This is a genomic window from Rhizobium sp. N731 (assembly GCF_001664145.1).
Lineage (GTDB): Bacteria > Pseudomonadota > Alphaproteobacteria > Rhizobiales > Rhizobiaceae > Rhizobium > Rhizobium esperanzae.
On sequence record NZ_CP013605.1, the window covers coordinates 422,493 to 439,541 of the forward strand.

Genomic DNA, 17,049 nt, shown 5'->3' on the forward strand with positions numbered 1-17,049 from the left:
GCCCCCCGCAAGACGATCTACGCTTGGGATAGCCGATTTAAATTGTAATACAAATTCCTTTTTGTCCTGCCCTGCTCAGTTATATCGGCTGACTGCAAGGTCCTTGGCGTCGATTTCAGGCGAACGGCTGCTGACGAGATCGCCGATCAGCCGCGCCGAACCGGTGCTCATGGTCCAACCGAGCGTGCCGTGACCGGTATTGAGGAACAGGCCGACGACCTTGGTCGGGCCGATGACCGGCGTGCCATCGGGCGTCATCGGGCGCAGGCCGGACCAGAAGGAAGCCTTGGAAACATCGCCGCCGGGGAAGAGATCGGTGACGGAATGTTCGAGCGTGCTGCGGCGGGCGAGACCAAGATCGTTGGTGTAACCTGATATTTCTGCCATACCGCCGACGCGGATGCGGTCGCCGAGCCGGGTGATCGCGATCTTGTAGGTTTCGTCCATGACGGTCGATTCCGGCGCGCGTGACGCATCGGTGATCGGGATGGTGAGGGAGTAGCCCTTGACCGGATAGACCGGCAGGCTGATGCCATAGGGCTTGAGCAGCAGCGGCGAATAGCTGCCGAGCGCAACCACCACAGCCTCCGCGCTCATCCGCTCGTGGTCGCGATCGGGATCGCGAGCGGTGACAATCCCGCGCACGCGGCCGCCTTCGACGTCCAGCGCCTTGATCGTCGTCCCATAGGCGAAGCGGACGCCGATCGCCTCGGCTTTGGCGGCGAGCGCATTGGTGAACTTGAAACAGTCGCCGGTTTCGTCCTTCGGCGTCAGCAGCCCGCCGACGATCTTGTCGCGCACGTGCCTGAGCGCCGGTTCGACGCGAATACAGCCGTCGCGGTCCAGTACCTCATAGGGAATGCCGTCGGCGGCGAGCGCCTTGACGTCCTTGGCCGAAGCATCGAGCTGCTGCTGCGTGCGGAACAGCTGCAGGGTTCCCTGCATGCGTTCGTCATAGGCGATGCCGGTTTCGGCGCGAAGCTCGGCGAGCGCGACGCGGCTGTAATCGGCAAGGCGCAGCATGCGGCTTTTGTTGATCGCGTAGCGCTCGGAGGTGCAGTTGGACAGCATCCTCGCCATCCAGGCGAGCATGGCCATGTCCAATTTCGGTCGCAGAATGAGCGGCGCATGTTTCATGAACAGCCATTTTATGGCCTTCATCGGAATGCCGGGCGCCGCCCATGGCGAGCAATAGCCGAAGGAGACTTCGCCTGCATTGGCAAAGCTCGTCTCCAGCGCCGGCCCCGATTGCCGGTCGACGACGGTAACCTCATGGCCTGCTTTGGCCAGCTGATAGGCGGATGTGACACCGACGATGCCGGCACCCAGAACGATGACTTTCATGATTTCCCCAAGAATGAAGCCAGCCGGCTCTCAGCGATATTGCCTGTAATACCGATCGCCGAGACCGGTCAGGATTTCATAAGATATGGTGTCGGCATCGCGCGCAATATCCTCAAGCGTCTGGTGCGGACCGAGCACTTCGACAAGACTGCCGAGCGTCAGCGCGCCTTCGGGCAGCGCCGACATATCGACCGTGATGCTGTCCATCGAAACGCGGCCGACGATCGGCAGGCGCGTACCCTTGTAATAGACGGCGCCGCGGTCGCTGAGGCTGCGCGGCAGGCCGTCGGCATAGCCGGCGGCAATGGTGGCGAGACGCATTTCCCGTTGCGCGACATGCGCGCCGCCGTAACCGACCTTCGTGCCCGGTGATACGCACCGCGTCTGTATGACAGCTGCATCGAGGCTGACGACCGGCTCCATCGGGTTCACGGTGCCGGCGGTCGGAGCGCCCCCGTAAAGGGCGATGCCCGGCCGCGCGAGCACGCCATGATAGGCTTCGCCGAGGAAGACGCCGCCGGAATTGGCGAAGGAAAGGTCGAAGCCTGGAAATTCGTCGGCGATGCAGGACATTTCCGCCAGCTGATCGCTATTCTGCTCGCCATCGGTCTCATCGGCCGAAGCCAGATGGCTCATGATGAACAGGACTTCGATATTGGCGCCATTGCGAAGGGCTGTCGCCAGATCCGCCCTTTCCTCCGGGGGAAAGCCCAGCCGCGACATGCCGGTGTCGAATTGCAGGACAGCCGGCAGGCAGCGCTTCAGCGCGCGCGCCGCCGCCGACCATTGCTGCCATTGGGCGAGCGAATTCAGAACCGGAACAATATTCATGTCGGCGCAGGCAATTTCATTACCCGGCTGCAGGCCGTTCAGCACGAAAATCTGCGCGTCCTGCGCAAGCACCGGCCGGAGCCTCACGGCTTCGACGAATTGAGCAACGAAGAAATGCCGGCAACCTTGGGCGTAGAGCGCTTTCGCCACCTGTTCGGCGCCGAGACCATAGGCATCGGCCTTGACGACGGCGCCTGCGCGAACCGGGGCCAGCATCGACACCAGCTTGCGATAATTGCGGCCGAGTGCAGCAAGATCGATTCCGAGGTAACCTGTGGCTCCCTGCGTGATCGCGGCAGTACGGGCATGGGAAACCAAAATATCGCTGTCCATGTTCACCCTCTTATCCCAGGCAATGTATGAAAGAATGAGCGATATTACCGGTTAATTCGTCTTCGTTTATTGCAAAATTTGCATATTACACGCATAATCGACGAAATTTTGGAATAATCGATCATGCCCGCCCTTGACACGACAGATCGCAACATTCTCAGGCTGCTGCGCCTTGACGCCCGCATGAGCAATGCCAAGCTGGCCGCCGAGGTCGGCCTCTCGCCATCGGCTTGCCTCAGACGCATCAAGATCATGGAAAAGACGGGCGTGATCCGCGGCTATACCGCGCTTCTCGATACGAGCAATGCGGATGCGATGATTGCCGTCATCATCAACATCACCCTCGAACGGCAGACGGAAGACTATCTCGACCGTTTCGAGGCGGCCGTCCGCCGCCATCCGGAAATCCGCGAATGTTTCCTGATGACGGGTGGATCCGACTACCTGCTGCGCGTGGAAGTCGCCAATGCCGGCGAGTTCGAACGGATCCACAAGGAAATATTGTCGGCCTTGCCAGGCGTCCTCAGGATTCACTCCAGCTTCTCGATCCGAAACGTTCTGGCGACGCGCAGCAGGGGCAAACGCTGAGCAGGGACCGGGCAGGCTTATATCAGTTCGAGCGCCGTCGCCTTGGCGACCGCTTCGCTCGTCGTCGCGACGGTCAGCTTCCGGCGCGCAGGCGCGGCGTGATCCGCCGTATCAACCCGCGCAGAGGACATCGGCTTGCCCGAACTCCAGTGCCTCCTGCTCCAGTCGCGCCGCCAGATCGGCAAACGATTGCGGCCGTCCAAAAGCATAACCCTGGAGAGTGTGGACGCCGAGATCGGCGAGCACTTTGGCATGGTCGAGCGTTTCCACCCCTTCCGCAATCACTTCCATGTCGAGCGCCCGTGCAATGTCGACCAGTGAGCTCACCAGCCGGCGACTGGGCACGGATTGCAGGATCGGCATCACAAGCTGGCGATCGATCTTGACGCGGTCCGGTCTCAATTCGAGCAGGCCCAGCAAGGAGGCATGTCCCGATCCGAGATCATCGATCTCGATGTCGATACCGAAGGACTTGATGGCCTGGATGTTCTGGCGCACCCGATCGCTCAGGCTGTCCAGGAATATCGTCTCTATCAGCTCGAAGCTCAACCGGCCGGGCGGGATGTCATAGCCGCCGAGCTTCGTTGCCAATTCCGGATCATCGAGACGATCGGCCGAAAGGTTGATGGATAGCCGGATGCCCTCCAGCAGGGAGGCCGAGGATTTCATATCCGAAAGGACAGCCCTCAGGACGACTTCGTCAAGCTCTGCGACCAATCCGTTCGACGAGGCGAGAGAGAGGAAATGCGCCGGGGCGAGAATTCCTCTCGTCGGGTGGTGCCACCTCGCCAGCGCTTCGACGCCGTTTACCCGCAATGACCTGGCGTCGACCTGCACCTGGTAAAATGGACGGATCTGGCCGAGCGCCAGTCCGGATCGCAGATCCTGGGCGAGCTGCCTTTCGTTCGCGAGGCTCGAAGCCATCTCGTCCGAGAATATCTCGGCGCGATTCCGGCCGTTCCGCTTGGCGTGGTACAAAGCCAGGTCGGACTGGGAAAGCAGCTTGGCGAAGTCTGCGCTCATGGCGCTGGCCACGCCAATGGAGCACTGCACGCTCAGCATCTGGTCGCCACCGGGAAGCGGCCTCTCCAGACGTCGCTGAATATGATCGAGCACGGCCTTCGTCTTGTCGGACTCGCCTTCAGTGACGACGACAGCAAACTCATCGCCGCCGAGCCGTGCCGCGACGTCACCCGCGGAAATGGCCTCCAACAGAATCTTGCTGACATGACAGAGAACGATGTCGCCGACCGCATGCCCGAAACGATCATTGATCTCCTTGAAATGGTCCACGTCTATATGGAGAAGCGCAATCTTGACGCTCTCCTGCCTGGCAAGCTCGGACAGGGCGAAATCGAAGCTGCGCCGGTTCAAGAGACCGGTGAGGTGATCGTGATCGGCGGCAAACCGAGCTTCCGCCCGGCTCCTCTCCAGCTCCTTGTTGAGGAGGACGTCGTCCGTCACATCCCATTCGGCGCCGACAAAGCAAGGATCGCCGGCCGCATCGACGAAATAGCGAGCCCGCGAACGCAGATAGCGGATCGCTCCGTCCGGTCGAACAATGCGAAATTCCGATGCATAATCCGATCTGGTTTCGATCGCGCGCAGAAATATTTCATTGGTCGGCGCCAGGTCGTCGGGATGGATGCTGTCGAGCCAGACGACATCGAGCGGCGCTTTCGGAACACCATAGATCAGCTTGAGCTGCTCGTCCCAACGCGTCTGGTTTTTTGCGATATTGTGCTGCCAGATTCCAATCCCGGATGCCTCGAGAGCCAGGCCAAGCTGGCGAAGCAGGTTCTCAAGCTCGACATTTGTTCTGGATCGTTTGCTGCTCAAGGCGCTCTCGCTGTTTCGTTCGCCCGAATGTCGCATTGAATATTTGAAAGAGTGCTAATCGAGCGCAAGCTGAGGCCGTTCCGCTCCCTCTCTTAGACCGAAGCTGCAACATTCGTCTCGTCAGCGGGACTGACGGCGCCGCAAATCACCTTTGCATCGCAGGCCGCAGAGCGATCACCTGCGACTGCATGCTACTTTCCAGGGACCGCGTATTGTTCCGGCCATGCGCGGGGCTCCTGTCACCGTCCAACTGGAACTGGTTGACCAGCTCCCGCAGACGGCTTGCCTCGGAAGACAGTGAAGAGGCGGCGGCCGTGGACTGTTCGACCATTGCCGCATTTTGCTGGGTTGCCTGATCCATGTGATTGATGGCGGTATTGATCTCGGAAAGTCCGGTGGCCTGCTCGCGCGCCGAGGTGGCGATCGCGTCCATGGCTCGATTGATCTCGGCGACACGTTCGCCGATCGATTTCAGTGACGTCCCGGTTTCGAGAACAAGCCTGACCCCGTGTTCCACTTCGGTCGACGACTTCTGAATAAGACCTTTGATTTCCTTGGCGGCTTGCGCAGCACGCTGAGCGAGTTCGCGGACTTCTTGTGCGACCACCGCGAAGCCCTTTCCTGCCTCACCTGCGCGCGCCGCCTCGACACCGGCATTAAGCGCCAGCAGGTTCGTCTGGAAAGCAATTTCATCGATCACGCCAATGATGTTTGAAATCTGCTGCGAACTACCCTCGATGCGTCGCATAGCCTGCTCCGCCTCCGACACGACCGTTGCCGAGCGCTGGGCGCTGACATTGGCTTCCACGGAGATGTTGCGCGCCTCCTCGGTGCGCTTCGTCGCCATTGCGACATTCGACGTAATTTCGTCCAACGCGGCGGCGGTCTCCTCGAGCGAAGCCGCCTGTTGCTCCGTGCGCTTTGACAGGTCCTGGGCACCGGATGCTATTTCGGCGGTCCCATTGTCTATGCTGTGGACCGTCTGCAGTACTGCGCCAATGGTCGCGCCCAATTGCCGGAGTGAAATATTGAAGTCGTCGCGGAGTGTTTCGTATTCGGCGGCAAATCGCTCCGAGAGCTGGAACGATATGTCACCCGCGGCAAGGCGCTGGAGACCTCCGCCCAACGTCGTGGTCGCAAAGCGCAATTGCTCCGCTTCGCGTTCAGCGCGCTGCTGGGCTGCGGCGCGCGCCGCCTCGCCCTCACTGCGGGATTCGGCAGCCTCCTTCTCAAGCCTGACAACGTTGAGAGCATTCTGGCGAAACACTTCAACTGCGCCGGCCATTTCACCGATTTCGTCCGCGCGGCCGGCATAAGGAATATCGCTGTCGAGATCTCCAGCCGACAACCGCTTCATGGCGGACGCCGTATTGCGGATCGGATTGGCAATGCCGGAAATCGCAAAGACGATACCCGCGATAGCCACGAGCAAGGCCAGCGAGGCGATCGCAGCAGTCAGCATGAAAGCGGATTTCGCGGAAGCATCACTTGCCGCCACGAAGCCTTCGGTCTGGCTGAGAATGAATGCCACCAGATCCGCTACCCCATTGTTCACCAACTCGGCCTGCGGCTCCATCTTCTCTTTGAAAAGCCGGACTGCCTCAGCTGTCTTGCCGCTATCTTCGAGCGCTGTCATCTGCTCCGCCAGTGCGCGGTATTTGTCGAGTTCGGGCTTTATCTGATTGATCAGCTGGCGCCCGCGCTCGGTGCGAACGCCCTTTTCGTATTCGCCAACAACCGTGTCGAGCCCCGATGAAGCGGCCGCGATCGCCTGCTTTTCGGTTTTGTCGTTCTCCGCGGTGTCTTCGAGCAAGTACCGGGCGTGGGCAAGTTTCAGATCAAGAAAGTTCGCTTTGATCTCACGCGCCGTCACCAGCCGATGCACCCAGAACGTACCGACCTGTTCCGCATTTGCGCGAAGCGAGGAAATGGTGTCCAGCGAGACATAGGACAGACCAAGTATGAACATGCTGATGATGGACAGGTTCAGGATGAGAGCTTGCTTGATACTCGGGCGCTTCATGCGGGTCTCCTCTTGGGACGGTCGCTGCCGGTTAATGCGAAATTTCCCATCGGATTCGATAATTTAGTATTAACTAAACGAGGAGAGGCGTTCGGTTTTCAAAATCTCTGGTGGGCGCAATTACTTCCGCGATCAATTCGAAGCCGCCTCCACTCAAAGTTACTGGAAAATAAGCAGAATTACGACTTTGCCGGACGCGGAAATTCAGTGCTGCGGGCGCCGCCAGACTGCCGCCGCGTTGCGATTCGTCAGACCGCCAACATGATAATGGGTCGTTTGATGCCTTCGGCAGTCGACCGCACAGTGCGGCCTTCGATTGGATCCGGAGGGCTTAATTCGCGTGGCCACTTTATGTGCGCTGCACAAATTTGGCGCTTCGCGCGTACGCCCGCATTCGCATTCGCACAAATCGTAATCACATTCTGCTTATGCACATTAAATAATCACTTCTGAAATTTCCGATTTTCTTGTTTCGCTTCCTGCTGTTACTTGCCCTCCTCTGAATTGGCACGCGGGTTGCAAGTTCCCAAACGCCCGGTCAACGGCGACTGAGGCAGAGAGGCGCGGCATAGGCGCCGATTTCGACACCGACGTCGCAAGGTTTTTGCTGTCCGGGATCTCCCATTCCGAACGCAGATGCCGGCGGCGTTTTTTTGCGTCCGAACTCAGCAAGCAGAGGGGAACCTGCAGATGAAAAAGATTTCGACGACTAACATTTCGACAACCGGCATCACCCGCCGCAGAATGCTCAAGACGACTGCGGCAGCCGCCCTGATCGGCGCCGTCAAGACTGCCTTTCCCTCCGGCGCCTTTGCAGCCGGGACGGGTCCTGAAGTGAAGGGCGTCAAGCTCGGCTTTATTGCCCTGACAGACTCCGCGCCGTTGATCATCGCCAAGGAAAAAGGCCTTTTCGACAAGCATGGCCTACCGGAAACCGATGTCGCCAAGCAGGCCTCCTGGGGCGCGACGCGCGACAATCTGGTGCTCGGCGGCGCGGCCAACGGCATTGACGGCGCCCACATCCTCTCGCCGCTCCCCTACCTCATGCAGACAGGCAAGGTGACGCAGAACAACAAGCCGGTGCCGATGGCGATCCTTGCCCGGCTCAATCTCGACAGCCAGGGCATCTCAGTCGCCAAGGAATATGCCGAAACCGGCGTGCAACTCGACGCTTCAAAACTGAAAGCCGCCTTCGAGAAAAAGAAGGCGGAGGGCAAGGAGGTCAAGGCCGCCATGACCTTCCCGGGCGGCACCCACGACCTTTGGATCCGCTACTGGCTCGCCGCCGGCGGTATCGATCCGAACAAGGATGTTTCCACAATCGTCGTGCCGCCGCCCCAGATGGTCGCCAACATGAAGGTCGGCAATATGGACGTCTTCTGTGTGGGCGAGCCGTGGAACGAGCAGCTCGTCAACCAGGGCATCGGCTTCACCGCGGCGACCACCGGCGAGCTCTGGAAGGGGCATCCCGAAAAGGCGCTCGGCCTGCGCGCCGACTGGATCGAGAAGAATCCGAGCGCCGCCAAGGCCCTGCTGATGGCCGTTATGGAGGCGCAGCAATGGTGCGAAAGCATGGACAACAAGGCCGAGATGGCGGAGATCCTCGGCAAGCGCCAATGGTTCAACGTTCCGACCAAGGACGTGCTCGGCCGCCTCAAGGGCGACATCAACTATGGCAACGGCCGCGAGGCCAAGGCCACCGACCTCTATATGAAATTCTGGAAGGACGGCGCCTCCTATCCGTTCAAGAGCCACGACACCTGGTTCATGACCGAAAATGTCCGCTGGGGAAATCTGCCTGGTACAACCGACATCAAGGCGCTGGTCAACCAGGTGAACCGCGAGGACATCTGGCGCGAGGCCGCCAAGGATCTGGGCGTCGCTGCGGCCGACATTCCCGCCTCCTCGTCGCGCGGCAAGGAGACCTTCTTCGACGGCAAGGTCTTCGATCCTGAAAATCCCTCCGCCTATCTCGACAGCCTTTCCATCAAGGCCGTCTCCTGATCCCGCCTCCGGCGCGCGCGGCGCGCCGGCCTTCCATTCCCGTGAGGAGCGCGCTGATGTCCGCCCTGGCAAATAAAGAAACTCCCTCGATCGTCGCCTCCGCCAAGCCGGCGGCGAAGGTGCTGTCATTCTCCGGCAAGCAAGGCTCGCGGATCGATTTTCGCCGTGCGGCGCTGACCGCACTTCAAAATGTCGTTCCGCCGGCCGTCGTGCTGGCGCTCGTCCTCCTACTGTGGCAGGCGCTCTGTTCATCGGCGGACGCCTCCCTGCCTTCGCCGCACCAGGTCTGGCAGGACAGCTACGACCTCATCGCCTACCCGTTCTTCAACTACGGCTCCCAGGATATCGGGCTCGGCTGGCGCGTGCTGGTTTCGCTGCAACGCGTAGCTTACGGCTTCGGTCTTGCCGCCGTCGCCGGCGTCATCGTCGGGGCGATCATCGGCCAATCGGTCTGGGCGATGCGCGGCCTCGATCCGATCTTCCAGGTGCTGCGCACGGTGCCGCCGCTCGCCTGGCTGCCGCTGTCGCTCGCCGCCTTCCAGGATTCCAATCCTTCGGCGATCTTCGTCATCTTCATCACCTCGATCTGGCCTGTCATCATCAACACCGCCGTCGGCGTCCGCAATATTCCGCAGGATTATCGCAACGTCGCCGAGGTGCTGCGGCTCAACCAGTTCGAGTTTTTCTGGAAGATCATGCTGCCGTCGGCAGCTCCTTACATCTTCACCGGCCTCAGGATCGGCGTCGGGCTTTCCTGGCTCGCCATCGTCGCGGCCGAAATGCTGACCGGCGGCGTCGGCATCGGCTTCTTCATCTGGGACGCATGGAACTCCTCGCGCCTTCCCGACATCATCGTCGCGCTCGCCTATATCGGCATCGTCGGCTTTGCCCTCGACAAGCTGGTGGCAGCGCTCGGCAAACTCGTCACCCGCGGCGCCATGGCCAACTGAGGACCATCCCGATGAACGCCTATCTCAAGCTCGATCATATTGACAAGCATTTCGATCGCGGCGGCGTGCGCGCCGAAGTCCTGAAGGATATCAACCTGACGATATCCGAGGGCGAATTCGTCTCGATCATCGGCCATTCCGGCTGCGGCAAGTCCACCCTGCTCAATCTCATCGCCGGCCTGACGCCGGTTTCCTCAGGCGCCGTGCTCCTGGAAAATCGCGAGGTCAACGAGCCGGGCCCGGAACGCGCCGTCGTCTTTCAGAACCATTCGCTGCTGCCGTGGCTGACGGTCTATGAGAACGTGAATCTCGCAGTCTCCAAGGTCTTCAGCCGAACGAAGACCAAGGCCGAACGGCATGACTGGGTCATGGCCAATCTCGACCTCGTGCAGATGGCGCATGCGAGGGACAAGCGGCCCGCGGAAATCTCGGGCGGCATGAAGCAGCGCGTCGGCATTGCCCGCGCGCTTGCCATGGAGCCGAAGATCCTGCTGCTCGATGAGCCCTTCGGGGCGCTCGATGCGCTGACGCGCGCCCATCTTCAGGATGCGGTGATGGAAATCCACGCCCGGCTTGGCAACACGATGGTGATGATCACCCATGACGTCGATGAAGCGGTACTGCTCTCCGACCGCATCGTGATGATGACCAACGGCCCGGCAGCCCGCATCGGCGAAGTGCTCGACGTGACCATGCCCCGCCCCCGCAACCGCATCGAGCTTGCCTCCGACAGGACATATCTCAAATGCCGCGAGGCCGTGCTCAAGTTCCTTTACGAACGCCATCGCTTCATCGAAGCCGCGGAGTAGACCCCGCGGCGATTGCCAATCGGTCCGCGGTACGCATACTGGCCTGATGCAGCAATCAGACGATCAACCGGCCGCCATCGATGTCGCGCTCTGGCAATATCCGCAGAACGAAGGCGATGAGAAGCGCTGGATGCGGTCGCTTTCATCGAATGAGCTGGAGCGCGCCACGGCCTACCGGTTCGAACGGGACCGGACCTCGTTCATTGCCGGCCGGTATCTGCTGCGGCAACGGCTGGGCGTGCATACGCAAACTCCGCCTGACAAGCTCGTGTTGGTGGCGGACGCATACGGTAAGCTGGAGGTCGCGGATCAAAATAGGCTGCAATTCAGCCTTTCCAATGCCGACGGGCTGGTGGCGGTCGCGATCGCTTCAGGATGCGAGCGCATCGGCATCGACTGTGAACGCGCCGACGCCGAAATCGAAGCGGCGGCGTTGGAGAGCTATTGCAGTCCGGACGAACGGCGTTGGCTCGATCAATCGCCTGCGGGTGAAGGGCCGCGTGCGGCCATTGCACTTTGGACGCTCAAGGAGAGCCATCTCAAGGCGCTCGGGGTGGGCCTGCGCGAAGATCCCCGCAGCGTCGCCTTTTCCTGGCAGGACGGCATCCCTGTCATGGTTCAGAGCGGCGAACCGAACCGGCAATGGCATCACCGGCTGATCAGGAGCGGCGGCCAGCACGTCGTCGCGCTGGCCGTCCGCTCTCAATCAGAGCCTCCCGGCATTCACGTCCGGATGTTTCAGGACGAGAGCATGCCGTCCGAATAGCCGGCGCGGAGCTGATGCGGTATGGCGGAAGCGGCCTCCGTCGCCCAGACCACCTGCGCATTGTCGGGCTCGGCATCGAAATGCTGGCGGCCGAGAAGCGCGTTGACGATGGCGGCGCTGCGCCAGGCCATCAGGCTGAGCTGCGAGTCGGCGATGCCGTGCGAGTATCGGCCGGCATTCTGCGCAAACAGCCGGTTGGTCCGCGGGCCTGTCCACTGCATCGTGTAGTCGTCGTTCAGGGTGGGATAGCCGTTTCTGTCGAGGCTGATCCTTTCCCCGAGCGATCCGAGCGCATCCGGTAAACGGAACCTGTAGCCGGTTGCCAGCACCACCGCATCGGCATGCAGCACCTCGATCCCGCCATCGAAATGGTTCCGGACGATCAACCGATAGGCATTGCCGTTCCGCTCCATCTGGATCACGTCGCGGTTCGGCGACAGAGATGCGTTGAGCGCGCTCTGATCGAGGTAACGCAGCGCGTAGAGGCGGCGGTAGATCGAGTGGATCGTCGAGATCGACAGGCCGTCGCTGGTCAGGATCGAGTTCTTCAGCGCCGCCTGCTTCTGCTCGCCGCTGAGCTTCAGATAGGCCTGCACATATTCCGGCGAGAAGACCTGGTTCGAAAACGGCGTGTCGTTGATCGGCTCGAAATTGTGCCGCCGGCTGATCCAGGTCAGCTCCTTCATCGCATCAGGATTGCCAAGCAGCGCCTCGACAACCTCGCCGCCGCTCTGGCCGCCGCCGACCACGACGATGCGGGCGGCGCGAAGATCCTTGAGACGCGATTTGGCCTCGCTGTTGTGGAAGCAATCGGGCCCAAGGAAGGGTTTCGCCCAGTCGGGCACGAAGGGCGAAGACCCCGTGCCGATCACCAGGTTCTTCGCTTCTTCCTGGCCGTTGTCGAAGCGCAGGACGAAACGGTCGTCGCGGTGCTCGACATCGCGAATGTCAGTTGCGTAGCGCAAGCCGTCGACGCCGTTGGCGACCCAGGCGAGATAGCGCGCGAATTCCTGCCGGGGAACGGCGTCGTAGTTCGCGTTCAGGAAGGCGTAGAGCCTCTTATGCGCCACCAGATAGGAGACGAAGGACCAGGGGCTCGTCGGCAGGACGGGGGTGACGAGGTCCTTCAGGAAGGACGACTGCAGCTCGACGCCAGGCATCATCATACCGGGATGCCAATCGAACGAGGCTCGCCGCTCGAAGAAGCGGCTGCGCACTTCGGGCACGGATTCCAGCAGGCAGGCAAGGCTCAGATTGGAGGGACCGATGCCGATGCCGGCAAGATCGAGCGGCTCGTTGAGGGCATCCCTGCGGGTAAAAGCGACGGTCATGCGTTATCCTTCTCTGTTTCCTTGAGACGCAGGGCGAGCCTTGAATGGAAGGCGGGAGACCCGATCATGTGCAGATGGTTGGTGCCGGTGATGATTTCGGCGGCACGCGCCCGCGGCGACAGGCGGCGCCAATCGATCAGGTTGAGGCCGCGGTTGAGGCTGTCGTCGGCCGCCCAGGGATAGATCGGCACGTCATGGGGAACGAGCCGATGCTTGCGGAAGATCAGAGCGTTGTCGATCAGCACCCAGAACGTATGCTCGCGGCTGCTGATGTCGGGCCCGTCTGTGGGAAGCGGGTCCTTCTCGTCGCCGACGAAGCGCAGGAACTGCTCGTAGGTATCAGCGTCCATCGTCGACAGCAGCCGGTCCCATTCGGGCCGCATCGCCGTCTTTTGCAGCCATGCCTGCACGTCCCGGTGCAGCATGTCGCGTTCGCCGGGCCGGAACCTCGGCTTGGCGCCGATGGCAAATTCCGATCCGAGGTCGCAGACATCGACCATCGCCATCATCCTGACGTCGACCTCGTTGGCAAGGGTGCGGGCGGCCTCGTAAGCCAGGAGCCCGCCCCAGGACCAACCGAGGAAAGTGCAGGGCGCGCCGCCGCTGTGCTTCCTGATATAGTCGACATAGCTCTCGATGATCTCTTCAACAGGCGCCCCGACTTCCTTCTTCTCGGACAGTGAGTGGCAAATGAAGCCGGTCGCCGGCTGATCGGCGCCGAGATAATCGACGAGCTTCACATATTCGCGGGTGCTGACGAGGAGCCCCGGGAAGCAATAGAGCCGCGGCTTGGCGCCGGAGGCGCGCAGCACGATCACCTCGGAGAGATCGCGCTCCTCCCCCTGCTCCATCACGCCGGCAAAGGCGCGGATGGTCGGGTTGTTGAAGATATCGGCGACAGTGAGCGGGATCTTCGGCCGGCGCTGCCGGATCTGCGAAAGGATGCGGATTGCGCCCAGCGAATTGCCGCCGATGGCAAAGAAATTATCCTCGACGCTGATCGCTTCCAGCCTGAGAACCCGGCGCCAGACATCCAGCACTTCCTCTTCCAGCGCGGTCGCCGGCTCGATGATTGCGCGTTTGACCGGCTGGGGTGCGGGCAGCGCGAAGCGGTCGAGCTTGCTGTTCGGATTGGTCGGCATCTTTTCGAGGTCGACCACGGCCGCCGGCACCATATAGGACGGCAGGCTGCGTTCGAGGCCGGACCGAACAGTCTCGACGTCAAGCCTCTCGTCTTTCTTCGGAACGACATAGGCGACCAGCGCCTTTTCACCGGCATCGTCGTCGCGCAGCACGACCAAGGCTTCGCCGACGCCGGGCTGCTGCAGCAGCGCCGCTTCGATCTCGCCGAGCTCGATGCGGTAGCCGCGCAGCTTCACCTGATGATCAACGCGACCGACGAATTCGACGGTTCCGTCCTCGCGCCAGCGCGTCAGGTCGCCCGAGCGATAAAGCCGGCCACCCTCTTTCGAGAATGGATCGGGGATGAAGCGGTCCGCCGTCGTATCCGGCTTGCCGAGATAACCGCGGGCGATGCCCTCGCCGCCGATATAGAGTTCGCCGGTCACGCCGATCGGGCACAGATTGAGGTCGGGATCGAGCACATAGACGCGCCGCAGCCCGACCGCGCGGCCGAGCGGAGCATAGACGCCCTGGAACTTGGTGCCGGCCCTCACCTTCCAGACCATCGGCGTCATGATGGTTTCCGTCGGGCCGTAACCATTGATCAGCCATTCCGCTTTCAGCGCCCGCGACAAGAGGTCGAAGGTCGATTGCGCCAGCCCTTCGCCGCCGAAGGAGTAAAGCCGCATCGGCGGCGCGCCATCGGTGATATCGGCCCATTCCGCCAGTTGCTGCAGATAGGTGGTGGGAATGCTGGCATTGTTGGCGCCGTGCTTGCGCATCGCCGTCAGCGTCTCCTCCGGCGTCCACAGCGGCTGATCGGGAAGGATGATGCTGCCGCCTTCCATCAGCGGGTTCATCCACCGCTCATGGCCGCCATCCGAACTGAAGGGCAGGAAGGGCAGTTCGCGGGATTCCGAGCTCATGCCGTAGACGCGCGAGGTATTCTGCAGATGGTGGGTCAGCGGCCCGTGCTCGACGGCGACACCCTTCGGCAATCCGGTCGATCCCGACGTGTACATGACATAGGCGAGTTGATCCTTGTGCGTGGGAATATAGAGCGGCGTATCCGGCTCGCCGTCGAGATCGAGCTTGTCGAGTTCGACGATAATGGCATCGAGTTCGTCCGGCAGCCGATGGCGCAGCCAGCTATGGGTGAGAACGATCTTGACGCCGCCGTCGCGCAGAATGTGGTGGTTGCGCACCGGCGGATGGTCTGGCTCGACGGGGACATAGGCGCCGCCAGCCTTCAACGTCGCGAGGATGCCGACGATCGCCTCCGGCGAGCGCTTGATGAAGATCGCGACCGTCACCTCGGCGCGAACGCCGAGCTGCCGCAGCCGATGCCCGAGGCGGTTGGTGCTCGCCTCCAGCCAGCCATGGCTCCACTCCTCGTCGCCATAGACGATCGCGGTCTTCTCAGGCGTCCGGCGCGAATGGGCCGATATCAGCTCGTGGACCGGCCGGTCATCGTTGACGACGTCGTCCTCATAAGGCGCCGACAACCAGTCGAGCTCGTCGCTGCCGACGAGTTCGATATCTTTGATCCGGAGATTTGGCTGCGCGACGATCTGTTCGAGCACCAGGCGGAAATGCTTGGCGACGCGGGCGATCAGCGTGCCGTCGTAAAGATCTTGGGCGTAATCGATCAGCCCGAATGCGCCGCCGTCCGAACGCGCCTCGACGACTAGAGAAAGCTCGCTGTCGGCGCGCGCGCCTGATGGTTCCAGGTTCGTCGCATCTCTCGGCACCGGATAGGGTTCGCGGAATTCGAACAGCGCCTTGACCACGGCTTCCTGGGCGGCCGCTTCGTCGACCACCAATTCCTGCGTGATGCGCTCCAGCGGCACGAGGCGGGCAAGCCCCCCCTCCGCCACCGAGGAGATCGCCGCGACGACATCGTCGAGGGATAGTCGGGAAGCGAGCGGCAGGACAAGGGGAAGCACCTGTTCGGCGCGGCCGCGGCTGGCGAAATGCTCCGTGCGGGGCCGGGCGACCAGCAGACCGGTCAGCAAAGCATAGTTGCCGCTGTAGCGTGCCAGCAGCGCGCAGAAGGCGGCGTGCAGCACACGCTCGACCTGGAATCCCTTGCCCTGTGCATACCGTTCAAGCTTACCCCACAGCTCGGGCTCGATCGCAAACCGATGCTCAGCGCGCGCCACGCCGGCAAGCCCACCGCTGTTGAAGCGAGTGGGAAAGGTCGAGGCCGCATAGTCGAGACCGATCGTGTCGCGCCAATAGGCCAGCGCTTCGCGCGCTTCATCCGTCTCCAGCCATTCTTCCTCCCGCGTTCCGGCCGAGATTTCCGCCGAGCGCATGTCGCCGGCCGGCGCGCCGTCGAGAATGCGCGCCAGCGAGCCGGCAAGAACGGATTTTTCGTGGTCGTCTGAGATGATCGGATGCAACACGATCGTCAGCAGCGACTGCCCGTCGGCAAGCCGGATGATCTGGATACGCGCGCCCGGTCCTTCCAGAAGATCGAAGCGCTTGTCGCGAAAGGCTTTTCGCGCGACCAGGGCTTCAGCCTCGGAAAGAGCGGCTCCTTCCTTGCCGAGGATTTCCATCGGCACGGAGTTCGATGCGCCGCGATACTGCTCGATGCGGCCGCCCGCCAGCCGGCGGAAGCGGGTAGCAAGCGACGGATTCTCAGCCACGAGCGCACGGCAGGCTCCGGCAATCGTCTCGATGTCGATCGCGGCACTCAATCGCAGCCCGATGACCTGATCGGGAAAGACCGTGTAGTTGCCGATCTGCTCCAGCGACCAGATGCGCTTCTGCGCGATCGTCAGCGGAAAGCTCTCGAAGACGGTGTCCACAGCATCGGTCGGGCGGGCATCGGCGAAATTGGTAATCTGCTTGTTCATCTTGCCATCCAGACGTTTTCAGAGACGTGCATCGGCTGCCATGGCCGAGCGCAGGGAGAGCGGGCGCGGGTCGGGCCAGACGTCGCGGATATGGGCTAGGCACTCCTGGCGCGAACCGGCAAAACCCGCCGCCTGCCAGCTCACCGGAATCCGCTTGTCCTGCGGCCAGACCGAGTAGTGATGCTCGGTGTCGTGGACGACGATCCAGAAATCGTCGCGGGGCTCAAGATTGTCCATTCGAAGCT

The 17,049-nt window shown here is 61.8% G+C and carries 12 protein-coding genes; 5 read left to right on the top strand and 7 right to left on the bottom strand.

Annotated features, from left to right (window positions below; all coding sequences use genetic code 11):
- Positions 1-75: 75 nt before the first annotated feature.
- Positions 76-1,344, bottom strand: coding sequence for a D-amino acid dehydrogenase (locus AMK02_RS27225; RefSeq protein ID WP_064807845.1), 1,269 nt, complete (start codon positions 1,342-1,344; stop codon positions 76-78).
- A gap of 30 nt (positions 1,345-1,374) precedes the next feature.
- Entirely contained in the window at positions 1,375-2,508 is a 1,134-nt protein-coding gene (alr, locus tag AMK02_RS27230; RefSeq protein ID WP_064807847.1) for an alanine racemase, read from the bottom strand.
- A 123-nt stretch (positions 2,509-2,631) separates the two neighbouring features.
- On the opposite strand from alr, the gene AMK02_RS27235 reads away from it, so the two are divergent.
- Complete coding sequence (locus AMK02_RS27235; RefSeq protein ID WP_064807848.1) at positions 2,632-3,096, top strand: Lrp/AsnC family transcriptional regulator; 465 nt, start codon at positions 2,632-2,634, stop codon at positions 3,094-3,096.
- A gap of 111 nt (positions 3,097-3,207) precedes the next feature.
- On the opposite strand, the gene AMK02_RS27240 is transcribed toward AMK02_RS27235, so the two are convergent.
- Both AMK02_RS27240 and AMK02_RS27245 read right to left on the bottom strand, forming a co-directional pair.
- Positions 3,208-4,935, bottom strand: coding sequence for a putative bifunctional diguanylate cyclase/phosphodiesterase (locus AMK02_RS27240; protein ID WP_442966376.1), 1,728 nt, complete (start codon positions 4,933-4,935; stop codon positions 3,208-3,210).
- A 145-nt stretch (positions 4,936-5,080) separates the two neighbouring features.
- Complete coding sequence (locus AMK02_RS27245; RefSeq protein ID WP_064807852.1) at positions 5,081-6,958, bottom strand: HAMP domain-containing methyl-accepting chemotaxis protein; 1,878 nt, start codon at positions 6,956-6,958, stop codon at positions 5,081-5,083.
- Between the two features lie 690 nt (positions 6,959-7,648).
- Here AMK02_RS27245 and AMK02_RS27250 point away from each other — a divergent pair.
- From AMK02_RS27250 to AMK02_RS27265, 4 genes are read left to right on the top strand one after another with little or no spacing between them, the layout of a single operon-like run.
- The gene (locus AMK02_RS27250) at positions 7,649-8,962 is read left to right on the top strand and encodes a CmpA/NrtA family ABC transporter substrate-binding protein (protein WP_064807854.1); all 1,314 of its coding nucleotides are present in this window, start codon (positions 7,649-7,651) and stop codon (positions 8,960-8,962) included.
- A 56-nt stretch (positions 8,963-9,018) separates the two neighbouring features.
- Positions 9,019-9,912, top strand: coding sequence for a nitrate ABC transporter permease (gene ntrB / locus AMK02_RS27255; RefSeq protein WP_064807856.1), 894 nt, complete (start codon positions 9,019-9,021; stop codon positions 9,910-9,912).
- An 11-nt stretch (positions 9,913-9,923) separates the two neighbouring features.
- Positions 9,924-10,721 (top strand): ABC transporter ATP-binding protein, encoded by a 798-nt coding sequence (locus AMK02_RS27260; RefSeq protein WP_010021888.1) that lies wholly within the window; start codon positions 9,924-9,926, stop codon positions 10,719-10,721.
- Positions 10,722-10,767: 46 nt separating this feature from the next.
- Complete coding sequence (locus AMK02_RS27265; RefSeq protein WP_064807858.1) at positions 10,768-11,487, top strand: 4'-phosphopantetheinyl transferase family protein; 720 nt, start codon at positions 10,768-10,770, stop codon at positions 11,485-11,487.
- Here the strand turns inward: AMK02_RS27265 and AMK02_RS27270 are convergent.
- The 3 genes from AMK02_RS27270 to AMK02_RS27280 are packed head-to-tail and all read right to left on the bottom strand — an operon-like array spanning position 11,460 to position 17,041.
- Positions 11,460-12,818, bottom strand: a complete 1,359-nt coding sequence (locus AMK02_RS27270; RefSeq protein WP_064807860.1) for a lysine N(6)-hydroxylase/L-ornithine N(5)-oxygenase family protein — start codon at positions 12,816-12,818, stop codon at positions 11,460-11,462. The two genes, AMK02_RS27265 and AMK02_RS27270, sit on opposite strands and share 28 nt — an antisense overlap.
- The gene (locus tag AMK02_RS27275) at positions 12,815-16,804 is read right to left on the bottom strand and encodes a non-ribosomal peptide synthetase (protein ID WP_064807861.1); all 3,990 of its coding nucleotides are present in this window, start codon (positions 16,802-16,804) and stop codon (positions 12,815-12,817) included. Before AMK02_RS27275 ends, AMK02_RS27270 begins: the two co-directional genes overlap by 4 nt.
- Before the next feature lie 18 nt (positions 16,805-16,822).
- The gene (locus AMK02_RS27280; protein WP_064807863.1) at positions 16,823-17,041 is read right to left on the bottom strand and encodes an MbtH family protein; all 219 of its coding nucleotides are present in this window, start codon (positions 17,039-17,041) and stop codon (positions 16,823-16,825) included.
- Between the last annotated feature and the right edge of the window lie 8 nt (positions 17,042-17,049).